Source organism: Pseudarthrobacter sp. 902506025, assembly GCF_040702325.1.
Taxonomy (GTDB): domain Bacteria; phylum Actinomycetota; class Actinomycetes; order Actinomycetales; family Micrococcaceae; genus Arthrobacter.
Genome location: NZ_JBFBKW010000008.1, coordinates 1 through 19,647, shown reverse-complemented (window position 1 = coordinate 19,647; position 19,647 = coordinate 1). Strand labels below are relative to the sequence as shown.

The window sequence follows — 19,647 nt, the reverse complement described above, 5'->3', positions numbered from 1 at the left end:
ATGAACAGCGAACCGGGCCGGAGCGGGCAGCAGCAGGTCAGGCCCCCGCTCAGCGAGGCGGCGAAAGCCTCCCTTGCCAAGACCCGCACCCTGTTCCGGATGTTCGTGGTCTCGGTCCTCGGATCGTTCTTCGTGTACCAGCTGGACGTCGGCTACCTGTGGCTGGCGACCGTGCTGACCGCCGCGGGCCTGGTCCTGGGGATCGTCCTGCTGGTCCGGTCAATCCGCCTCAAGGAATCCAGGCTGGTTCTCCTCGGCACCATTTCCGGACTGGTGGTGGCCGCCGTCATGGTGCTGCTGATCGTCACCACCATGGTCCTGTTTGACCAGGTGCGCGAGTACCAGGCGTGCCTGGGCCGGGCGCTGACGGACCGGGCCACCCATGCGTGCATGGCCCAGTTCCAGGACCTCCTGCCCACCAAGGTCCGCTAGCGGCGGCCTGGTCCTAGTGGACCAGCTCCGCATCGTGTTCCGCCGCCCCGGTGTTCTCCCGCTCCAGCCACGGTCCGGCAGCGTAACCGACAACGACGCCGATGCCTACCTCGGCAGCCACCCACAGGCCGGTCCACAGGGGGTCGGGCCCAATGGCCGTCAGGCGGCCAAGGCCGGCTGACCCCCTGGCGATCCAGGCCAGGCAGGCCGTCAGCAGGCCCGCCGCCACGCCCACGAGCACGCCGAGCACCAGCGTGGAGACGGTGGCGGTGAACCAGCGGGCATGCACCTTGATGGCGAGCCACTCGTCGAAGTGGTTTTCGCCCTCCCGCAGGAACCACCATCCCGCCATGACACCTGCCAGCACCGGAACAACCAGGGCCACGAAGGCGTAGTCCAGGGACCCCGACGGGATGGCAGCCAGGACCGGTATGGACGGAAGCGGCCCGACGGCGGTCCCCAGCGCCCCGGCCTGGGAGCCCGCCCCCATCGCAAACCCGGCGCCCGACGTCCAGGCGAGGGCGAACACCACAAGGTTGGGCAGGAAACCCAGCTGCGCGATGGTGAGGGCGGCACCTCCCACCGGGCCGGCGTCGAGCGCTTCATAAACGGAAACCACCAGGTTCCAGTGGATGAACAGGTCTGCCGCCAGCAGGACTGCGGCGAGGGTGAGGGCGGACAGCACGGCGACGGACCCCGCTTTCGCCGCGGATGCGAAGTACGATCCGGCCCAGCGTGAGTGCTGGCTGGTGCGCGAGATCCAGTCCACCGCGTCAACGCCGATGAGCCGGCTCCAGGACCCGGCCTCCCTCCGGGCGCCAACCACCATTCCCAGCCCGAACGGGACAAGGGGAACCAGCATGGCGAACCAGAGGTTGATGCCGACGTCGGCGCTGCGGCAGACGAACCCGGTAGCGGCGCCGAACGCTGCATACACTGCCCACGAGCCAAGCAGCGCCTGCCACAGCTGGTCCGTATAGGAGGCGCGGGCCAGCCGCCGGCCGGCCCGCCAGGCCAGAAGGAAAGGGATGAGGGTCAGGCCCAGCGGAATCAGGCTCAGGATGCCGGACCCGCCGTGGGTGGCAGTCCCGGGTCCTGTGCCGGCAAGTTCCAGCGGCACCCCATGGACCAGGAGCCAGGACTGCCCGGCCAGGCGGGCCAGGACTTCGAACTGCCCGTTCTGGAATCCGGCAGTGGCCCAGACGGCAACGATGGGCGCCACGACCACCAGGGCCGAAATGATGGCCGCCTGCGCCGCTTCAAGGGCACCCTGCAGCCACAACGGCATGGGTAGGCCACGGTCTCCGGTCTGATCAGCGCGCAGTTTCATCGTGTTCCATGGTGTCACGCCGGGCGTGCCGGACCCGCGAACGACAGGCTCCGGGGAGCCACTGATCACCAATCAAATGCCCCGGCGTGCGGCGCTTTTTGCCCTGCCCCGCCGTAAAATTGGTAGAAACCACAACCCGCCGCCCCGCTGAGGGCATGGTGTGATTTCTGCTGGCTGCCGGACGTGGACACTGCCAGCCGTGTACCCGGATACCGTCAACCGGGAAAACAGGAGCCGCGAATGAGAGATGAACCGTAAGTTCTGAAGATATTCGTCCTACTGGCTGGTGCAGCCACCGCTTCCGGCGCGGCTGCACCAGCGTTTTAAACAGTGCGGCGCCGGGAGCCTCCTGGAGGCTCCCGGCGCCGTTCACCGTGTCAGGGCAGCTGATTCATCCGGGCTGCCCGCGGAACTGGGGGCCGGAGCCCCGGGTCCCGATCAGCGACGGGTGTCGCCGTCTGTTTCGATGTTTTCCTTGCGGACTTCCTCATTGACCGTGACATCGTCACGGACAACTTCCTTGTCCAGGCGGACCCGCTCCACGGGAACGGCTTCCTTCTCAACAACGGGGCGTTCCTCGTGCAGGACCACCTCGTGCTCTTCTTCGCTGATGGCCGGTCCGTCGAAGGCTGCACCGCGGTTGCCGTCCGTGATGGGCTCCCGCTCGATGCGTACTTCTTCACGCTCCACCGGGATGGTCTTGGTGACGTTTTCGGTGGTGACGTACTTACGCAGCCGTGCCCGGCCGGTGGCCTCACGTTCCTTGCCCACGTGCAGCTGCTCCTCGGACCGCGTCATGGCGTCGTCCGTGGTGGGGCCGGAGGTGTCGTGGCCAACGGTTCCGCGTGCGGTTTCGTCGCGGTCATAGGTGTCGCGGCCTGCACCGATCCCGGCGGTGGGGGTGCCTGCGTTCAGGTCGGCGTCGCCCTGCAGGTCAACGTCCCCGGCGGTGCCGGAACGGGCCTCGGTGTAGGTCCGGGCACCGCGGTCGTAGTACGTGTAGAGCCGGTCCTCTTCCTCCGGGGTGAGGTGGCCGTCCGCATCCACGCGGGGAGCGTCCTTGACGTGCTCCTTGGTGAAGGGAACCACCAGGTCTTCGCCCTGGTTGTGCGCGCCCTCCACCGGAACGAAGGACTCGGAGGTACCGAAGAGCCCCGTCTTCACGGTGACCCATGTGGGCTCGCCCGTGTCATCGTCTGCGTACAGCTGACCGATCGAACCGATTTTCGTGCCGTCGGAACCGACGACGTTGCCGCCCTTGGTGAGCAGGTTTTCAAGGTTTTCCCTGTTGAGCATGACGTCTCCTTTGGATGGTCTTTGCACTGGGTCTGCCAGCAGTGGATGTTCCGGACCGGGGCATTCTCCCGTCATCCGGCTTCCGCCCCGGCTGCTTGAGGCTCTGCGCTGACTGCCCCACTACCGTAAGCATGCTTAGCATCAAATGCAAAGCCTACTTAGTAATTTTTTTTGGCGGGCCGCTGCAGTTGTTCACCCGGCCTTCTCCTCGAGGTAACGCTTCCTCCCCCGTCATTTCAAGGAAGGCAACCACGGTGGAGGGGTGAGGATCGCAATCGTTGCCGAATCTTTTTTGCCGCTGATGAACGGCGTCACCCATTCCATCCTGCGGGTCCTGGACCACCTCCAGGAGCGCGGCGACGAGGTGCTGGTCATCGCGCCTTCCGGACATGACGGGGAGGCCGCGGGCCGGGTCAAGGGGGCGGAGGTGCACAGGCTGCCCGCGGTCCCGCTGGCCGGCTATACGAATGTGCGGGTGGCGCTGGGAGGTGTGTACCGGGTCAAGCGAATCCTTGCCGAGTACGCGCCCGACGTTGTCCACCTTGCCTCGCCGTTCGTGCTGGGCTGGCGTGCCGCACAGGCTGCGCACCAGCTGGGCATCCCCACCGTGGCCATCTACCAGACCGAAGTTCCCAGCTACGCCGCCCGGTACGGCGTTCCCTTCCTGGAAAACTGGGCCTGGAACAGGGTGGAGAACATCCACCTGCTCTCCTCACGCACCTTGGTGCCCTCAACCTTCGCGCTGAACCAGTTGCGCGGCCGGGGCATTCCGCGGGTGCGCATGTGGCGCCGCGGCGTGGACACCGCGAGGTTTTCGCCGGCAAAGCGCGACGACGGGTGGCGGGCTTCGGTGGCTCCGGGCGGGGAACGGATCATCGGCTACGTGGGCCGCCTGGCGGTCGAAAAGCAGGTGGAAGACCTTGCCGCCCTCGCCGGCATTCCCAACACCAGGCTTGTGGTTGTGGGCGACGGCCCGCAGCGGGCAGCCCTTGAGGCGGCACTCCCCCGGGCAGTCTTCACCGGATTCCTGGGCGGTGATGACCTGGCACGGGCGGTGGCATCGTTCGACCTGTTCGTCCATCCCGGCGAGTTCGAAACCTTCTGCCAGACCATCCAGGAGGCCATGGCATCGGGTGTACCGGTGGTGGCCACAGGGCGGGGCGGCCCGTTGGACCTGGTGGAGAACTCGCGCACCGGGTGGCTCTACGAACCGGGCGACCTGTCCGCCATGCGGGCCCGGGTGCAGGACCTGGTGGGCGACGACGCCAAACGGCGGGCATTTGCGGCCGCAGCACACGCCTCGGTCCAGGACAGGACCTGGCCCGCGCTCTGCACGGAACTGGTGCAGCACTATGCGGACGTTATCGCGGGGGCGCCCGCACCAGCACAAAAGGTTTCAAAGGCAGGAGCATCATCATGAAGATTTCCGTGATCGGCTGCGGCTACCTGGGCGCGGTCCACGCAGCAACCCTGGCCTCCATGGGCCACACCGTGGTGGGCATCGACGTCGACCCCGGCAAGGTGGCGCAACTGGCGCGGGGAGCTGCACCGTTCCACGAACCTGGACTGGATGAACTCCTGGAGCACGGCCGCGCCACCGGACGGCTGCGCTTCTCCACCGATCCCGCCGACGCAGGGGACGCCCAGGTGCACTTTCTGTGCGTGGGGACGCCGCAGGACAAGACGTCCGACGCCGCCGACCTTTCCTTCCTGGTCTCCGCCGCGGCGGCCTTGCTGCCGCACCTGGCCGCGGGCGCCGTCGTCGTCGGTAAATCCACGGTGCCCGTTGGCACCGTGGGCATGCTTCAGGATGTCCTGGCCGCACGGCCTGATGTGCTGCTCGGCTGGAATCCCGAGTTCCTCCGGCAGGGCACCGCCGTCAAGGACTCCCTGGTCCCGGACCGGCTGGTCTACGGCGTGGACGGCGGCCGGGCCGCCGCCTTCCATCCCGCCACCGGCGCACCCCTGGGGGTGACGGCGGCCCTGGACGGCGTCTATGAGCCGCTGCTGGCTGCCGGGATCCCGCGGCTGGTCTGCAATTTCGCCACGGCAGAGCTCATCAAATCGGCCGCGAACGCCTACCTGGCAACCAAGGTCAGCTTCATCAACGCCGTCGGTGGACTGTGCGATGCCGCGGGCGCTGACGTCACCGAGCTCAGCGAGGCGATGGGGCTGGATCCGCGGATCGGTGGCCGGTACCTGCACGCGGGTCTTGGTTTCGGCGGCGGCTGCCTGCCCAAGGACATCCGCAGCTTCCGAACCCAGGCAGCCACCCTGGGCGTGCCCGCGGTGGAGGACTGGATGCGGCTGGTGGATGCAGTGAACCTGGGCCAGCGGGAACGCACGGTGCGCCTGGCGGCGGAACTGTGCGGCGGGGCGCTCGCCGGGCGTTCCATCACCGTGCTGGGTGCATCCTTCAAACCGGATACCGATGACATCCGCGACTCCCCGGCACTGGATGTCGCGGACCGGCTGGCCGCCGCCGGTGCCCATGTGACCGTCACGGACCCCAAAGCGGTGAACCTTGCGTGGCGCCGCTACCCACGCCTCCGGTTCGAGTCCTCCGCGGCGCGGGCGCTCCAGGACGCCGAATTGGTGCTGCTCCTCACCGAATGGGACGAGTACCGGCAGCTGTGCCCCGCCTCGGCCGGGCAGCAGGTACGACGCCGGGTGGTCCTGGATGCGCGCAATGTGCTGGATGCTGCCGCCTGGCAGGAACAGGGCTGGGTGGTGCGAGGACTTGGGACCGCCGCGGGGGCCTTGGCGGCGGCCGCACACTGAGGTTCAGCCCAGGAGCCCCAGCTCGGCGAAGGCCAGCGCAACGCCGCCACCGGCCGGCGCGGCGGTAACCCTGTCCGCTACGGCAAGAACGGAGGGATGGCCACCTTCCACGGCGATGCCCACGCCCGCGTACTCGAGCATCTCCACGTCGTTGGCGCTGTCGCCGATGGCCACGATGTCTGCCCGGTCCAGGCCGAGCCGGGCCTCCACCACCTGGATACCCACGGCCTTATGGGTGCCCGCCATGTAGATCTCCCCGGCACGCTCGCCCAGCGCCGACAGCGAGCTGGGAATCAGCCCCACCCCGGGGCCGAAGGTTTCCATCAGGCGGCCCAGCGGCACCGGCGAGTCGAAGCAGGAGATTTTGGCGTAGGACGTGGCGCGGAGGTCGTCGCTGTACTGCATGGGCCCCAGGATGTCCTCGAGCGGATCAACGTCCGTGCTGAGGACGCCGTCATGCTGCGGCCGGCCGGCAAAGATGGGCCCGAGGACCTCCCGCAGCCGCCGGTCCACGCCCGTCCGGCCGTGCAGGGCCTCCGGCGCTTCCAGGATGTAGGCCGCACCGTGCGCGTCGAGCGTTTCGACGATGCGTGCCGCCAGCTCCGGCTCAAAGCGGGTGTCCTTGAGGACTTCACCGCTGACCTCCACCCTGGCGCCGGCGCCGGTAATGGTGCCGTCGAATCCTGCTTCGAGGATGTGCCCGGGCACCATGGACAGGGGACGTCCGGTGCAGACGAACACCAGGTGGCCCAGCTTCCGTGCGGTCCGGACGGCATCCACGTGGGCCTCCGGAGCCAGCCCGTGGTCAGCGTAGGTGCCGTCGATGTCAAGGAAGATGGCACGCGGCCGCTGGGTGTGGCTGGACATGCCGGAGCTCCTTCAACAGATGCAGGGACACCCAATCCTACCGGCAGCCGCTTTACCGCCGGAGAAAAGTTCGCGGAATTCGGGTCAAACTGATAGTCATCCTGTGATATTGAAAGCCTTGCAGAGTAGTAAGCCTGCTGATTGAATGAGGGAACCGGAAATGGGGGCCCGGCACAACTTACTGACAAGGAGTGGCAACATGGGCATTATCGGATTTCTCATTTTGGGCCTGATTGCTGGAGCCATTGCAAAGGCCATCCTGCCGGGACGCCAAGGCGGCGGCTGGGTGATCACCATGGTCCTTGGCGTTGTCGGGGCCATCCTGGGCGGCTGGATCGGATCACTGATCTTCGGCGGCGGACTGGCCGAATTCTTTGACATCAGGACCTGGCTGCTGGCCATCCTCGGCTCGATCATCGTGCTGCTGATCTACGGCGCCGTCACCAACCGCAGCGGCCGCCGGGTGTAGCGGCTTTCCCCTATTCATCAGTAAGAGGCGCCGGACCCCATTGTGGGGTCCGGCGCTTTTTACGTCCGGGGCCAGGTCCGTGCTGGACCAAAATGAAGGTATGGGTACCGGCCCAATTTCCCCCTGCGGCCTTTATGATGGCGAAGGGGTGGTGTGATGACCGGTTTTTCGGGCCGTGACAACAATGTGGCATTACAAACTTTTGGCGGGGTCATGGACGCAAGTCCGGATGCCCTTTTGGCCCTGGCTGCGGACGGCACCGTCCTGGCGGTAAACGCGGCAGCGGCACGGCTGTTTGCCCTGCACCGGGACGCCTTCACCGGCCTGGACCACCGGCTGCTGATCGGCGAGGGTTTCCGCGACGACGTGGCCCATCTGCTGCACCAGCTCCTCACCCACCCGGAAGAGCATCCCCCGCCGCTGGAAATCAGCGCCCTGCGCGGGGATGGCACCGAGACCGCCGTCGAACTAGCCGTGGCCGTCCTCCCCGGGCTGGACCCGGACGGCACCCAACCAAACGGCGCCGGCATAAGTGGCCCGGCCGGCGCACGGCTGCTGCTCTCTGCGCGCGGCACTGCGCACCGCAAGACAGCCGACGCCAACCTCCGCGAGGCCATGTCCCTGTTGACGGCCACCCTTGAATCAACTGCAGACGGCATCCTGGTCATCGCCACCGACGGCAGCGTGGCCGGATTCAACGACCAGTTCCTCACCATGTGGGGCATCCCTCCCGAGATGATGGAGGCCGACAGCGAGGAGCCGGCGCTGAGGCTGGTCATGGCGCAGATTGCAGATCCCGTGCCCTTCGCCGCGCGGCTGGGCGAAGTCCAGGAGGACCCGGCAGCCGAAAGCCACGACGTGGTGGAACTCCGCGACGGCCGTACCCTGGAACGCTATTCCCGCCCGCAACGCGTCGGCGAGAAAATCGTGGGCCGCGTATGGAGCTTCCGCGACGTGACGCCGCGGCGGAAAGCGCAGGAGCAGGCACAGCAGGCCCTGATGGACCTCGCCGTGCAGGCTGAGAAGCTGCGCGCCATGGCCTTCCAGGACCCCCTGACCGGGCTGGCCAACCGGGCCGTCTTCAACGATGCCCTGGCCGAATCCCTGCAGGAACCGCGGCTGAAGACCGTGGATGTCCTGCTCCTGGACCTCGACGACTTCAAGGAAGTCAACGATATCCTTGGCCACCAGGCGGGCGACGACATGCTCATCGAGGTGTCACGCCGGCTCCGCGGCTGCGTTCCCACCGCCGACGTCGTGGCCCGGCTGGGTGGCGACGAGTTTGTGGTGCTCCTGACGGCCTGCCCCGACGCCGACGCAATCGCCGCGTGCATCGTGCGCTGCCTGCACGTCCCGGTGACCATCGGCGGCACCGTCCTGCGCCCCAGCCTGAGCCTGGGGCTCGCCTCCCTGGGCCAGGACAGCGTCGGCCCTTCCGAACTGCTGCGGCATGCGGACATCGCGATGTACGCCGCCAAGGCCGCCGGCAAGAACCGGTTCCTGCGGTTCCACCCGGACATGATGCAGGCCCTGGTGCAGCGGACGCACATGGAAAGCGGGCTCCAGCTGGCCGTGCCCCGCGGCGAAATCACCGTGGACTTCCAGCCGATTGTCTCGCACCGCATGGGGCAGGTGGTCCAACTGGAGGCGCTGGCCAGGTGGGACCGGGGCGGCGAGCGGATACCGCCGTCGATCTTCATCCCACTCGCCGAGCGCACCGGGCTGATCGGCGAGATCGGGGCCGAGGTAATGGCCACCGGAATGGTGCAGCTGTCCCAGTGGCTCAGCGAGGATCCGTCACGGTCCCTGGCCGTGAACGTCTCCGGCGTGCAGCTGCAGGAACCCGACTTCGCCGAAAACGTCCTGCGGCTGGCGGAAGCCAGCGGGGTGGCGCCCTACCAGCTGGTCGTGGAAGTTACCGAGAGCGTGTTCTTCGACGCCGACTGCAGCCTGATCCAGCAGCTCAGCGCGCTGCGGGATACGGGCGCCCGGGTGGCGCTGGATGACTTCGGCACCGGCTATTCCTCGCTGGGCCGGCTGCAGGACCTGCCCGTGGACACCGTCAAGATCGACAAGACCTTCGTCTCCATGGTGCGGACCGGCAATGAGCGCCTGCCCATCCTCAGCTCCATGATCAACATGGCGCACAGCCTGGGCCTTACCGTGACGGCGGAGGGCATCGAGACAGCAGCGCAGGCGGACTACCTGACGGCACTGGAGTGCGATTCACTCCAGGGGTACCTTTTCTCGCTGCCGGAACCCGGTGACAGGCTGCACCAGGCTTTGCACCACGCGGAAGAAGCCCTCAACGCGCTGAAGGGCAGGTAGCCGGAAGGCTCCGGGATCAGGCTGCTTCCTGGCGGCCCGGGCGCTGCGGCTTGGCCGGCGCGGGCTGGGAGTTCTGGGGCTGGGAAGCCTGCGGCTGGGAGTTTTGCGGCTGCGCGGGCTGGGCTGGTTCCCCGGCACCGGCAGGAACGCTGGCCGTGCCGGCGGGCGTGGAGGCGGCCGGGACGGCAGCGCGGTCGCGGCGCCAGCGGCGCACCAGGTCGACGGCGGCCAGCAGTCCCGCGAGGGGCGTCAGCACGGCTGCGGCGTAGACGAACAGCATCCAGGTCAGGGTGGTCAACGGCGGCTGGTTGTTGTTGAGCAGCGACAGGCCGCCGAGCATGGCGACGACCCAGAACAGCAGGACGGCCGTCAGCACGGCGCCGGCAGGAAAATACTGGTTGGTCACGACTTTTTTCAGGGTTTCCATGCACTTCCTCCTGCCTGGCCGGGGGGACGGCGAAAGCCGTTCACTCACCAGTATGGGGCCCGGCAGGTTCGAAACCGCGCAAGACAACACGGCGAGTGATGAAGCTAACGCGGCTTCCGGCGTCGTCCGTATCCGGGGGCCGAAACGGCCGCCCCAAAACCCTTCCCGCAAAGGACCTGACCGAATACCGTAGGGCGTGTCCGCACATTATCTGGAGGCTCCCATGCGCAAAGTCACTGCCGGCCTGTTCCACTCCGTGGACGGGGTGGTGTCCGAACCTTTCAAGTTCCAGTTCGACAGCTTCGATGAGGAACTCGGTGCGGGCCTGGCCAGGATGATCAACAGCGTGGACACCGTCATCCTGGGCCGCGTGAGCTATCAGGAGTGGGCGGATTACTGGCCCACCGCTCCGCAGGACCAGGACTTTGGCGCGTTCATCAACCCCGTGGAAAAGTTCGTTGCGTCGCGCACGTTGACGGGACCGCTGGAATGGCAGAACTCGCGGGTGATGGACGCGCCGCTGACGGAATTCGTCGGCGCGCTGAAGGAACGCGACGGCGGCGAAATCGCCGTGTGCGGAAGCATCTCCGTGGTGCGGCAGCTGCTGTTCGCCGGGCTGCTGGACTCGCTGCAGCTGATGACCCACCCCGTAATCGCCGGCAGCGGCCGCCGGCTGTTCGAGGACGGCGACCCGCTGACACGCCTGGTGCTGCAGGAGCAGTCGGCAACCAGCAAGGGCAACGTGCTGAGCACCTACGGGGTACGCGCCAGCGACTAGGCGGCCAACGCCCCGAAAAGCTCCTCCACGAGCCGCTCCAGGTGCTCGGGGATGTCTGCCTCGGTGCCGTGTTCGCCGCGGCCCAGGAAAACTGCGGTGCCGCGGATCCCGTCAAGGTCCAGGCCGCATTCGTGCATCAGCTGCCCCGCGCGGAAGTTGACCGGCAGGAGCCTCGTGACGCTTTCCGCGTTGAGGTAGACATGCCAGTCGCCGCGGATCACGGATTCCAGCGGGCCACCCACCAGGGCTTCAAGGGCCTTCAGGTCCGCGTCAACCTGTTCCAGGCGGATGGGCTCGGCATTGCCGGCCGGTATGACAAGTGCTGTGTAAGTTCTGGTGTCCATTGTTCGCTTCTCCACTGGGTTTAACACCCGTGGAGTCGGCAGTGTTCCCGGAAGGCTACGCCTGCGCGGCCAATGCGGCGATGTCCCGGGGAGTGGTCCGGCAGCAGCCGCCCAGGATGCGCGCGCCCGCTTGCTGCCATTCCCCGGCACCCGCGGCCAGGCTTGCAGGCGCCCCTCCCCCGGCCGCGCCGCCCTCGTCTCCGCTTGCCTGGCTCCACGTCTTGGTTGCGGAATCGTATGTCTCCCCCGAATTCGGGTAGGCCACCAGGGGTATGTCCGTGTGCGGGCGCAGGGCGGCCAGCGCCGGCCGTACCAGGCCAAGGGGCACGCAGTTCACTCCGACCGCCGCAACGTGCGGGTGCCCGTTCACGCGTTGCGCGACATCGGCCAGCGGCGTGCCGTCGCTGATGTGGCCGCCGTCGCGAAGGGAAAAGGAGAACCAGGTGTCGACGCCGTGTTCCCGGCTGAGTGCCAGCAGGGCCTCCGCCTCGGCGAAGGAGGGCAGCGTCTCGAAGGCGAGGAAGTCCACGCCGGCCTTGACCAGTGCCGCTACGCGGGGAGCATGGAACTCCTCGAACTCCCGGGGGGCGAGGCTGTAGTCCCCCCGGTATTCCGAGCCGTCCGCGAGATAGGCGCCGTATGGGCCCACGGAGCCCCCCACCAGCAGCGGCCCGGCGTCCGGATGCTCCATCAGGTGCTCCCGCCGTGCTTCATCCGCCAGCCGGACGGACAGTTCAACCAGGTCCAGGGCTTCCTCCTCAGCCATGCCCCGTGCCGCAAACCCCCGGGGCGTTGCCTGGTAACTGGCTGTGGTGGCGATGTTCGCACCCGCCGCGAAGTAGTCGCGGTGCACGTCCCGGATAAGCCCGGGCTGCTCCAGCAGGACTTTGGCAGACCACAGGGGGTCGTCCAAGTTGCAGCCTCGCGCCTCCAGTTCGGTGGCCAGGGCGCCGTCGGCAGTCAGGGTGCGGCCGGATTCCAGTGCGGCGGAGAGGGAAGAAAGGGGAGGCATAAGTTCACTATAAGCATGGACTAATGCTCTTACTGAGTGTTACAGGCAACGGCAACCGGCCGTACCGGAGGGCTCCTTTGGGATCGCTAGACTCCCTTTTATGTCGAAGACCTCCAGCATGGGCCGCGGAATCCAGGCCTTGCTTGCCGTGGGGGAACGCCACGCACGGGGGTTTCCCGGCGGCAGCGCCGCCGAGGTCGCCGCCGATCTGGACCGGGACCGGAGCCAGGTGTCCCGCAGCCTGCGGACCGGCGGACAGGAAGGCTTCCTGGCCCGCAGTGCGGCCCGCACCTACGTCCTGGACTGGTCGGTCTTCACCGACGCGCAGCTGCTGACCGAACGCCGGCTCCAGGCCGACGGCGCCACCGCCCTGGACGCCCTGGCCGCCGGGACCAATGAGGCGTGCTTCCTTGGAGTGCTGCGCGGTGACAGCACGGTGACCATCGGTGAGAGTGTCCCGGCCGGCAGCAACCTGGTGGGTTCATGGCTTGGCCGCCCTTATCCCGCCTACTGCAGTGACGCCGGCCAGGCGGTCCTGTGGGAGGCGCCGGAAGAGGAGGTCCGGAGCGTGTTTTCACAGGTCGTGTTCACGCGCCACGGTCCCAACACGCCTGCAAATGTGGATGAGTTCCTGGCGCGGCGGGAGGCCGCGCGCGTCCGCGGCTACTCGATCGTGGATGAAGAGGCAGAGCCCGGGCTTTACTCCCTGGCCGTGCCGGTCCGCGACTTCAAGGGTGACGTGGTGGCGGCCCTGCAGATCGTGGGCATCAAGGACCGGCTGGAGCCGCGCCGGGAACCGTGCGCAGCCGCCCTGGCGGCCCAGGGATCCTGGCTCGAAGCGAGGCTCGGCTACCGGAGCTGAGCCTCAGGTTCCGGGTGCACCGAGGCGCGTGGCGGCGGCCGAAAGCACAGCTGCCGCGGCGGCGGAATCAGCTCCGAACTCTCCGCGGCTGCCCAGCACGCTGAGCGACCCCAGGATGGAACCGCCGGCGTCCCGCACGGGCACGGCGAGCTCCACCACGCCGTGTTCAAACTCCTCCTCGGCGGCGATGAACCCGGCAGTGCGGTCCCGCTCCATGAGATCCCAGATACCGTCGGTAGTGTGGGCAGCGCCGGGTCCGCCGATGCCGATGTAATTCACGTCCGCGAGCAGTTCGGCCAGGGCGGACCGGTCGAAGTCCCACAGCAGGGCCCTCCCGGCGCCGGTGCACCAGACGGGCGTGACCATGCCGGGCACCACGAAACTGCCGGGCACGGCTTCATTGCTCGAGGCGCGGAGCAGGATGACCCGGTATCCGTCGCGGACCGAAAGCCGTGCCCGCACCCCCAGCCCGGCGACCAGCTCCTCGAGCAGCGGCTTCGCCTCCCGGACCCAGCCCGTGTTCAAGGCGGCGGCCAGGCTGAAGAAGCGGGGGCCTGTCCGGAACGGCCCGCGGTCAAAGCGCTCCAGCAGTTCCAGGCCGCACAACTCCTGGGCCAGGCGCGACACCCGGCTTTGTTCCATGCCAAGCTCCGCGGCGAGCTGCGAAACACCCAGCGGCGCCTGCCCCCGCTTTTCCCGTTCCACCACGTGCCGCAGGATCCGCAGTCCCTGCGCCATCGAGGACGCCTCGGCGGTTGATTCCACGCTTTCCTGACCTCCCGGGCTGCTGACAACGGCCCCATTGTTCCACGGGCGCTGCCTGTTGCACCCAGGGCGCTGCCGTCGTCGTCCGTGCCCTGCCTACCGGCCTGCCCGCGCGGCGCTGCGTCCGTGCCGGAAGTGGAAGTAGGCGTAGCAGGCGGCGACAAAGGGGATGCCGAAGTAGAGCGCCGCCGCCTGGGCGGGGTCGAGCGCGATGCCGACCAGGGAGATGACGCAGAGGGAGAACGCGAGGATGGGGACCAGCGGGAACAGGGGCGCCCGGTAGGCAAGGGTGGAGACGCCGCCGCCGTCGCGGACGAAGGCGCGGCGGTGGAAGTAGTGCGAGGCGGTGATGGACATCCACACACCCACCACGGCGAAGCCTGCCACCGAGACGAGGACCAGGTAGACAGTTTCCGGGGCCACCACGCTGCTGAGCAGGGATGCGAGGCCGCCCACCATGCTCACGGAGAGGGCCACCATGGGAATGCCGCGGCGGTTCAGCTTCTTCAGGGCGCGGGGTGCATGCCCTTCATCGGCGAGCGAATACAGCATCCGGGCGCAGGAGTAGAGGCCGCTGTTTCCGGCGGACAGCAGGGCCGTGATGATGACGAAGTTCATGATGTCCGCGGCGAACGGGACACCGATGGCGGAGAAGACAGTGACGAATGGGCTTTCGTCCAGCCCCACTTCGGTGTAGGGGATGGTGGCGGCGATTACGGTGATGGCACCCACGAAGAAGATCAGCAGCCGGATCACGGTGGTGCGCATGGCCTTGGGAATGGCGGTTGCGGGGTCCTTGGTCTCACCGGCGGCGACGCCGATCAGTTCCGACCCGGAGAAGGCATAGAAGACGGCCAGCACCGTGACCAGGATGCCGGTGAATCCGTTGGGGAAGAGGCCCGATTCCGTGGCGAAGTTCTGGAGCAGGAGCGGGTGGTTGCCGCCGCTGTTGAGCGGGTGGAAGCCGAACAGCGCCGCCCCGCCCAGGACGATCAGGCCGATGATGGCGGCCACCTTCACGATGGCGAACCAGAACTCGGCCTCGCCGAAGAACCGGGAGGAGACGGCGTTGAAGCCAAAGAGGATGGCGGCAAAGACCAGGCACCAGACCCACACCTCAACGTCCGGGAACCAACGCTGCATGAGGAGCCCGGACGCGGTGAACTCGGAGCCGATGGCCACGGCCCAGCACAGCCAGTACAGCCAGGCGGTGGCGAACCCCGTGGCCGGGCCGATGGAGCGGGCGGCGTAGATGTGGAAGGCGCCGGATACGGGATAGGCGATGGCCAGTTCGCCCAGGCATGCCATGACCAGGTACACCACGAAGGCGCCCACCAGGTACGCGATGACGGCGCCAAGCGGGCCGGCCTGGGAGATGGTGTAGCCCGAGCTGACGAAGAGGCCGGAGCCGATCACCCCACCCATGGCGATCATGACCAGATGGCGAGGCCCCATGGAACGGCGGAGGGCGGACTCCACGGGCTGCGGTGCCGCAGGCCGTGGATCGAGGGTGAGCGGGGGTGTGGGTTCCACGGGTCTCCAAACGAAGAAATGCACGGTGTCAGTGCCGAAAGTAGCACGGCTGCCGAATTTCTCAGCATCAAAAGCATGGAAGCATGCGCATATTGCACGGGGTTACGTTTGCGGCCGTGCTGGAAGGTACGACGGCGGCACCTGGCCGGGTGCCGCCGTCGTACCTTCCCGTCCCGGCCGGGAAGGCGACCGGGTAAACTTGACCAGTCATGCGCTGTTCCTACTTTGATGCCGGCACCTGCCGCTCCTGCACCCAGATGGGCAGGCCGTACAGCGAACAGCTGGCCGGCAAGCAGCTGCACTGCCAGGGCCTCCTGTCCGACCACACCTCGCTGGAGTGGCTGGAGCCTGTGGCCAGCCAGGAGTCCGGCTTCCGCAACAAGGCCAAGATGGTGATCGGCGGGACGGCGCAGAACCCCACGATCGGAATCCTCGACGCCGACGGCCACGGCGTGGACCTGCGCAAGTGCGGCGTCTGCTCCCCCGGCCTGCGGGCCGTCTTCCCGGTGCTGGCCACCTACATCCGCCGCCTCCGCCTGACGCCCTACGACGTTCCGCGCCGGACCGGCGAACTCAAGCACGTCATCATCACCGAATCCCCGGCAGGTGAGGTCATGCTCCGCCTGGTCCTCCGCTCCGAGCAGACCCTGCCGCGCATCCGGAAGCACCTTCCGGAGCTCCTGGCCGACCTGCCGCAGGTCAAGGTGGTCTCCGTCAACCTGCTCCCGGAGCACAAGGCCGTCCTCGAAGGCGACCGCGAGATCCTGCTGACGGAGCAGTCCACGCTGGAGATGCGGGTCAATGACATCAACCTGCACCTGAGGCCGCAGAGCTTCTTCCAGACCAACACCGGCATGGCCGCGGCCCTGTACCGGCAGGGGCGCGAGTGGGTCAACGAACTGGCGCCGGCCTCGGTGTGGGACCTGTACTGCGGTGTGGGCGGCTTCGCCCTCCACAGCGCCGCCCCGTCCCGCACGGTCACCGGCATTGAAGCCAGCAGCGAGGCCATCGTCTCGGCCCGGCTCAGCAGTGACGAGGCCGGCCTCGCGGGCATGGATTTCCACGCCGGGGACGCCACCGCGTTCGCCCTCGCGGCGGAGCAGTCGCCGGAGCTGGTGATCGTGAACCCGCCCCGCCGCGGCATCGGCAAGGAGCTGTGCGGCTGGCTCGAGTCATCCGATGTCCAGCATGTGGTGTACTCCAGCTGCAACGCCCAGTCGCTGGCCCGCGACCTGGCCGCGCTCCCGTCCTTTACAGCCCGGCGGGCACGGGTTTTGGACATGTTCCCGCAGACCACGCATTACGAGGTGATGGTGCTCCTGGAACGGACGGCCTAGCGCCCGCCGGTTTCCCGGGAGTCAGGGGCGGACGCGTTCGACGGCGGCCGCTCCTGCTTCCCGCCCGATGGCCCGGAGTCCCGCCGCCACCCCTGCGGCGTCGGCATCGGAGCGGTTCTGGCTGAGTTTCTCCTTCGCCTCGATCCTGGTGATCACCAGTTCCACGCCCACAATCGCGCGCAACTGCCCGGCGATGAATTTCTCCGGGGCGTCGTCCACTGCCCACGGATCCGGCCGGCCGCCCTCGTGCAGGCCGGTCAGGTGCCGGACATGGCGTGCCAGCCAGCCGGCGTCGTCATGGACCACCAGCTCGCCGTAGACGTGTGCGGTGCTGTAGTTCCAGGTGGGAACCACGCGGCCATGCTCTGCTTTGGCGGGATACCACGACGGCGAGATGTAGTCATCGGGGCCCTGGATAATGGCCAGCGCTTCACCGGCTGGCGCGGTGGACCACTGTGGGTTGTTCCGCGCCATATGCGCCTGCAGTGCGCCGTGCTCCCCCACTCCCGGATTGAAGGCGACGGGCAGCAGCGTTGCCAGCAGGCCGGCGTCGGTCATGGTGACGAGATTGGCGGCACCGGCGTGTGCCAGGAGGTTCCGGATGGCGCCGGGCTGGGCGGCGAAGTGGGCTGGAATGTACATGGGAGTCCTTTCGGGTGGTCAGGTGGTCTTGAGCCGGACGCGGACCGCAGCACCGGCGCAGAGGATGACGGCAAAGGCGCCGATGGCGGTGGTCCACGTCAATGCCTCGCCCAGCAAGAGTGCGGCCCAGCAGATACTTAGGACGGGCTGGAGCAGCTGGACCTGGCTCACCTGCGCCATCGGGCCGGTGGCCAGCCCGCGGTACCAGGCGAAGAAGCCAAGGAACATGCTGACCACGGCCAGATAGCCGAACGCGGCCCATTGGGTGGGGGTGGCCGGGGGCGGCTGGCCCTGGACGGAGACAACGGCCAGGACCAGCATGGCCGGCGCGGCGAGGACCAGCGCCCAGGCGATGGTCTGCCACGAGCCCAGTTCGCGGGCCAGCAGGCCACCCTCCGCATACCCCACCGCGGCACAGGCAACGGCGCCAAGCAGCAGGAGGTCCGCCCAGTGCAGCTGTCCCGCTCCCCCGGACTGCAGGACGGCAAAGGTTATGGCTGCCAGCGAGCCTAGCACCGCCACGGCCCAGAAGAGGGCCGGTGGACGCTCGCCTGTGCGCAGCACGGCCACCGTGGCCGTGGCGGCGGGCAGGAGGGCGATAACCACGGCGCCGTGGGCGGCCGGCACGGCGGTGAGGGCGTAGGACGTCAGCAGCGGAAAGCCTGCGACGACGCCACCGGCCACTAGCGCCAGCCGCAGCCAGGTGTCTGGATGCGGCAGCCGCTGGCGGTTGATGGCGAGCGCTGCGGCGGCAAGGACAGCGGCCACCACGGCCCGGCCGGAACCGATGAACAACGGCGGGAACCCGGCGACAGCCAAACGGGTGAAGGGAACGGTGAAGGAGAAGGCCGCAACGCCCAGCAGGCCCCACCAGATCCCGGTGGACGGCCGGGACAGTATCACTGGGCCATCCAGGACAGTAGCGCTACTATGTTGTTTCATGAACAACGATAGCAGTTCACGGATCGTGGCGGCACTCCGGCAATGGGTTGCGGGAGCGGCGCCCGGAGCCAAACTGCCGTCCACCCGCTCGCTGGTGGCCGAGTACCAGGCGAGCCCCGTGACGGTCCAGAAGGCTCTGCAGGCGCTGGCCTCGCAGGGCCTGATCGAAAGCCGGCCCGGCGTCGGGACGTTTGTCCGTGCCGTCCGCACCGCACGCCCGTCGGACTATGGCTGGCAGACCGCAGCGCTGCGCTCGCCGTCATCTCCGCTGCCGCCGTCGTCGGACACCATGCGCAACGTCCCCGGCGACGCCATCTGGTTCCACTCCGGCTACCCGGACCGCGAGCTGCTGCCGGAACGGCTGGTCCGCTCCGCGCTGTCCCGCGCCGCCCGCGGCGACGCGGCCCTGTCCCGGCCGCCCGCCGCCGGCATGCCCGAACTGCAGCAATGGTTCGCCCAGGAACTGGGCGCGGCAACCCCCGTGGGGATCACGCCCCCAACGCCAAACGACGTCATCGTCCTGCCCGGCAGCCAAAGCGGACTCAGCTCCATCTTCCGGGCGCTGGTGGGCGCGGGACAGCCTCTGCTCATGGAGTCGCCGTCGTATTGGGGTGCCATCCTGGCCGCCGCCCAGACCGGGGTGCGGGTGGTCCCGGTGCCCACAGGGCCCGAAGGCCCGGACCCCGCCGACGTGGACCGCGCCTTTGCCGAGACCGGGGCCCGGGCGTTCTACGTGCAGCCCAACTATGCGAATCCCACCGGGGCCCAGTGGGCGGCGGGCCGGGGCGCCGAGATCCTCGACATAGCCCGCCGGCGTGGTGCCTTCCTGGTGGAGGACGACTGGGCCCACGATTTCGGCATCACCTCGAACCCCGTCCCGTTGGCCACGCAGGATGATTCCGGCCATGTGGTCTACATCAGGTCGTTGACCAAGAGCGTGTCCACGGCCATCCGCATTGCCGCCGTGATCGTGCGCGGGCCTGCGCGGGAACGCATCCTGGGCCACCGCGCCGCTGAGTCGATGTACGTCAGCGGACTCCTGCAGGCAGCGGCGTTGGACGTGGTGACGCAACCCGGATGGCAGACCCACCTGCGCAGCCTCCGCCAACAACTGCAGGCCCGCCGGGACCTGCTGGCCACCAGCATCCGGGAGCACGTTCCGCAGGCACACCTCGACAACCTGCCAAGGGGCGGGCTGAACCTGTGGCTGCGGCTGCCGGACACCACAGACCTTCCACGGCTGGTGCGTGACTGCGGGGACGCCGGCGTGATCATCGCCGCCGGCACCGGGTGGTTTCCCGCCGAGCCCGCCGGCGCGTTCATCCGCCTCAACTACTCAGGACCGAACCCCGGTGCCTACCCGGAAGGTGCCCGCATCATCGGAGAGGCGCTCGCGCGCAACAGCCGCTAGGTGTACTGAGTCAGGACGTTGGTTACATCGTGAATAGGTGAAGACCTCTTAGGTTGGTGGTTACCACACACAGCCAACGACTAAGAGGTCT

General features: G+C 68.0%; 19 protein-coding genes. 9 read left to right on the top strand and 10 right to left on the bottom strand.

The genetic code is table 11. From position 1 onward, the window contains the following. Window positions 1-432, top strand: coding sequence for a hypothetical protein (locus AB0280_RS14675; RefSeq protein ID WP_159632602.1), 432 nt, complete (start codon window positions 1-3; stop codon window positions 430-432). 13 nt (window positions 433-445) lie between these two features. On the opposite strand, the gene AB0280_RS14670 is transcribed toward AB0280_RS14675, so the two are convergent. Together AB0280_RS14670 and AB0280_RS14665 are read right to left on the bottom strand one after the other, a co-directional pair. Then, on the bottom strand, window positions 446-1,762 hold the full coding sequence (locus AB0280_RS14670; RefSeq protein WP_159632603.1) for a DUF6350 family protein: 1,317 nt from the start codon (window positions 1,760-1,762) through the stop codon (window positions 446-448). Between the two features lie 438 nt (window positions 1,763-2,200). After that, window positions 2,201-3,058, bottom strand: coding sequence for a PRC and DUF2382 domain-containing protein (locus tag AB0280_RS14665; protein WP_307488601.1), 858 nt, complete (start codon window positions 3,056-3,058; stop codon window positions 2,201-2,203). 262 nt (window positions 3,059-3,320) lie between these two features. Here AB0280_RS14665 and AB0280_RS14660 point away from each other — a divergent pair, with 262 nt between their 5' ends. Together AB0280_RS14660 and AB0280_RS14655 are read left to right on the top strand one after the other, a co-directional pair. After that, on the top strand, window positions 3,321-4,478 hold the full coding sequence (locus AB0280_RS14660) for a glycosyltransferase family 4 protein (RefSeq protein ID WP_201302448.1): 1,158 nt from the start codon (window positions 3,321-3,323) through the stop codon (window positions 4,476-4,478). Next, window positions 4,475-5,839, top strand: a complete 1,365-nt coding sequence (locus AB0280_RS14655) for a UDP-glucose dehydrogenase family protein (protein ID WP_307488602.1) — start codon at window positions 4,475-4,477, stop codon at window positions 5,837-5,839. The genes AB0280_RS14660 and AB0280_RS14655 overlap by 4 nt, the downstream gene beginning before the upstream one ends. A 3-nt stretch (window positions 5,840-5,842) precedes the next feature. Here the strand turns inward: AB0280_RS14655 and AB0280_RS14650 are convergent, their stop codons facing one another. Next, window positions 5,843-6,706, bottom strand: a complete 864-nt coding sequence (locus AB0280_RS14650; protein ID WP_159632606.1) for an HAD family hydrolase — start codon at window positions 6,704-6,706, stop codon at window positions 5,843-5,845. 199 nt (window positions 6,707-6,905) lie between these two features. Between AB0280_RS14650 and AB0280_RS14645 the strand changes: the two genes are divergently transcribed. After that, window positions 6,906-7,175: a GlsB/YeaQ/YmgE family stress response membrane protein gene (locus AB0280_RS14645; protein WP_043452229.1), complete on the top strand. Its 270-nt coding sequence runs from the start codon at window positions 6,906-6,908 to the stop codon at window positions 7,173-7,175. 213 nt (window positions 7,176-7,388) lie between these two features. Further along, on the top strand, window positions 7,389-9,503 hold the full coding sequence (locus AB0280_RS14640; protein WP_307488603.1) for a putative bifunctional diguanylate cyclase/phosphodiesterase: 2,115 nt from the start codon (window positions 7,389-7,391) through the stop codon (window positions 9,501-9,503). A 16-nt stretch (window positions 9,504-9,519) separates the two neighbouring features. Here the strand turns inward: AB0280_RS14640 and AB0280_RS14635 are convergent, their stop codons facing one another. Continuing rightward, on the bottom strand, window positions 9,520-9,930 hold the full coding sequence (locus AB0280_RS14635; protein WP_159632608.1) for a hypothetical protein: 411 nt from the start codon (window positions 9,928-9,930) through the stop codon (window positions 9,520-9,522). A gap of 223 nt (window positions 9,931-10,153) precedes the next feature. Here AB0280_RS14635 and AB0280_RS14630 point away from each other — a divergent pair, with 223 nt between their 5' ends. After that, a complete protein-coding gene (locus tag AB0280_RS14630; RefSeq protein WP_224025392.1) occupies window positions 10,154-10,708 on the top strand; it encodes a dihydrofolate reductase family protein in 555 nt (184 codons plus the stop codon). On the opposite strand, the gene AB0280_RS14625 is transcribed toward AB0280_RS14630, so the two are convergent. Next, a complete protein-coding gene (locus tag AB0280_RS14625) occupies window positions 10,705-11,052 on the bottom strand; it encodes a DUF3846 domain-containing protein (RefSeq protein ID WP_159632610.1) in 348 nt (115 codons plus the stop codon). The genes AB0280_RS14630 and AB0280_RS14625 overlap by 4 nt on opposite strands. A 55-nt stretch (window positions 11,053-11,107) precedes the next feature. Next, entirely contained in the window at window positions 11,108-12,064 is a 957-nt protein-coding gene (gene mmuM, locus AB0280_RS14620; protein WP_366367670.1) for a homocysteine S-methyltransferase, read from the bottom strand. 100 nt (window positions 12,065-12,164) lie between these two features. On the opposite strand from mmuM, the gene AB0280_RS14615 reads away from it, so the two are divergent. Continuing rightward, window positions 12,165-12,926 carry an IclR family transcriptional regulator gene (locus AB0280_RS14615; protein WP_307488604.1) on the top strand — a complete coding sequence of 254 codons (762 nt, stop codon included), beginning with the start codon at window positions 12,165-12,167 and terminating at the stop codon, window positions 12,924-12,926. A 3-nt stretch (window positions 12,927-12,929) separates the two neighbouring features. On the opposite strand, the gene AB0280_RS14610 is transcribed toward AB0280_RS14615, so the two are convergent. Together AB0280_RS14610 and AB0280_RS14605 are read right to left on the bottom strand one after the other, a co-directional pair. After that, window positions 12,930-13,691, bottom strand: a complete 762-nt coding sequence (locus tag AB0280_RS14610; RefSeq protein ID WP_307488605.1) for an IclR family transcriptional regulator — start codon at window positions 13,689-13,691, stop codon at window positions 12,930-12,932. Window positions 13,692-13,787: 96 nt separating this feature from the next. Further along, entirely contained in the window at window positions 13,788-15,224 is a 1,437-nt protein-coding gene (locus AB0280_RS14605) for an amino acid permease (RefSeq protein ID WP_307488606.1), read from the bottom strand. Window positions 15,225-15,433: 209 nt separating this feature from the next. On the opposite strand from AB0280_RS14605, the gene rlmC reads away from it, so the two are divergent. Further along, the gene (gene rlmC, locus AB0280_RS14600) at window positions 15,434-16,561 is read left to right on the top strand and encodes a 23S rRNA (uracil(747)-C(5))-methyltransferase RlmC (protein WP_307488607.1); all 1,128 of its coding nucleotides are present in this window, start codon (window positions 15,434-15,436) and stop codon (window positions 16,559-16,561) included. Between the two features lie 21 nt (window positions 16,562-16,582). Here the strand turns inward: rlmC and AB0280_RS14595 are convergent, their stop codons facing one another. Both AB0280_RS14595 and AB0280_RS14590 read right to left on the bottom strand, forming a co-directional pair. Next, window positions 16,583-17,203: an FMN-binding negative transcriptional regulator gene (locus tag AB0280_RS14595; protein WP_307488608.1), complete on the bottom strand. Its 621-nt coding sequence runs from the start codon at window positions 17,201-17,203 to the stop codon at window positions 16,583-16,585. Window positions 17,204-17,221: 18 nt separating this feature from the next. Further along, window positions 17,222-18,145 carry a DMT family transporter gene (locus tag AB0280_RS14590; protein WP_366367667.1) on the bottom strand — a complete coding sequence of 308 codons (924 nt, stop codon included), beginning with the start codon at window positions 18,143-18,145 and terminating at the stop codon, window positions 17,222-17,224. On the opposite strand from AB0280_RS14590, the gene AB0280_RS14585 reads away from it, so the two are divergent. Continuing rightward, window positions 18,144-19,556, top strand: coding sequence for a PLP-dependent aminotransferase family protein (locus AB0280_RS14585; RefSeq protein WP_159632618.1), 1,413 nt, complete (start codon window positions 18,144-18,146; stop codon window positions 19,554-19,556). The two genes, AB0280_RS14590 and AB0280_RS14585, sit on opposite strands and share 2 nt — an antisense overlap. The last annotated feature ends 91 nt before the right edge of the window (window positions 19,557-19,647 follow it).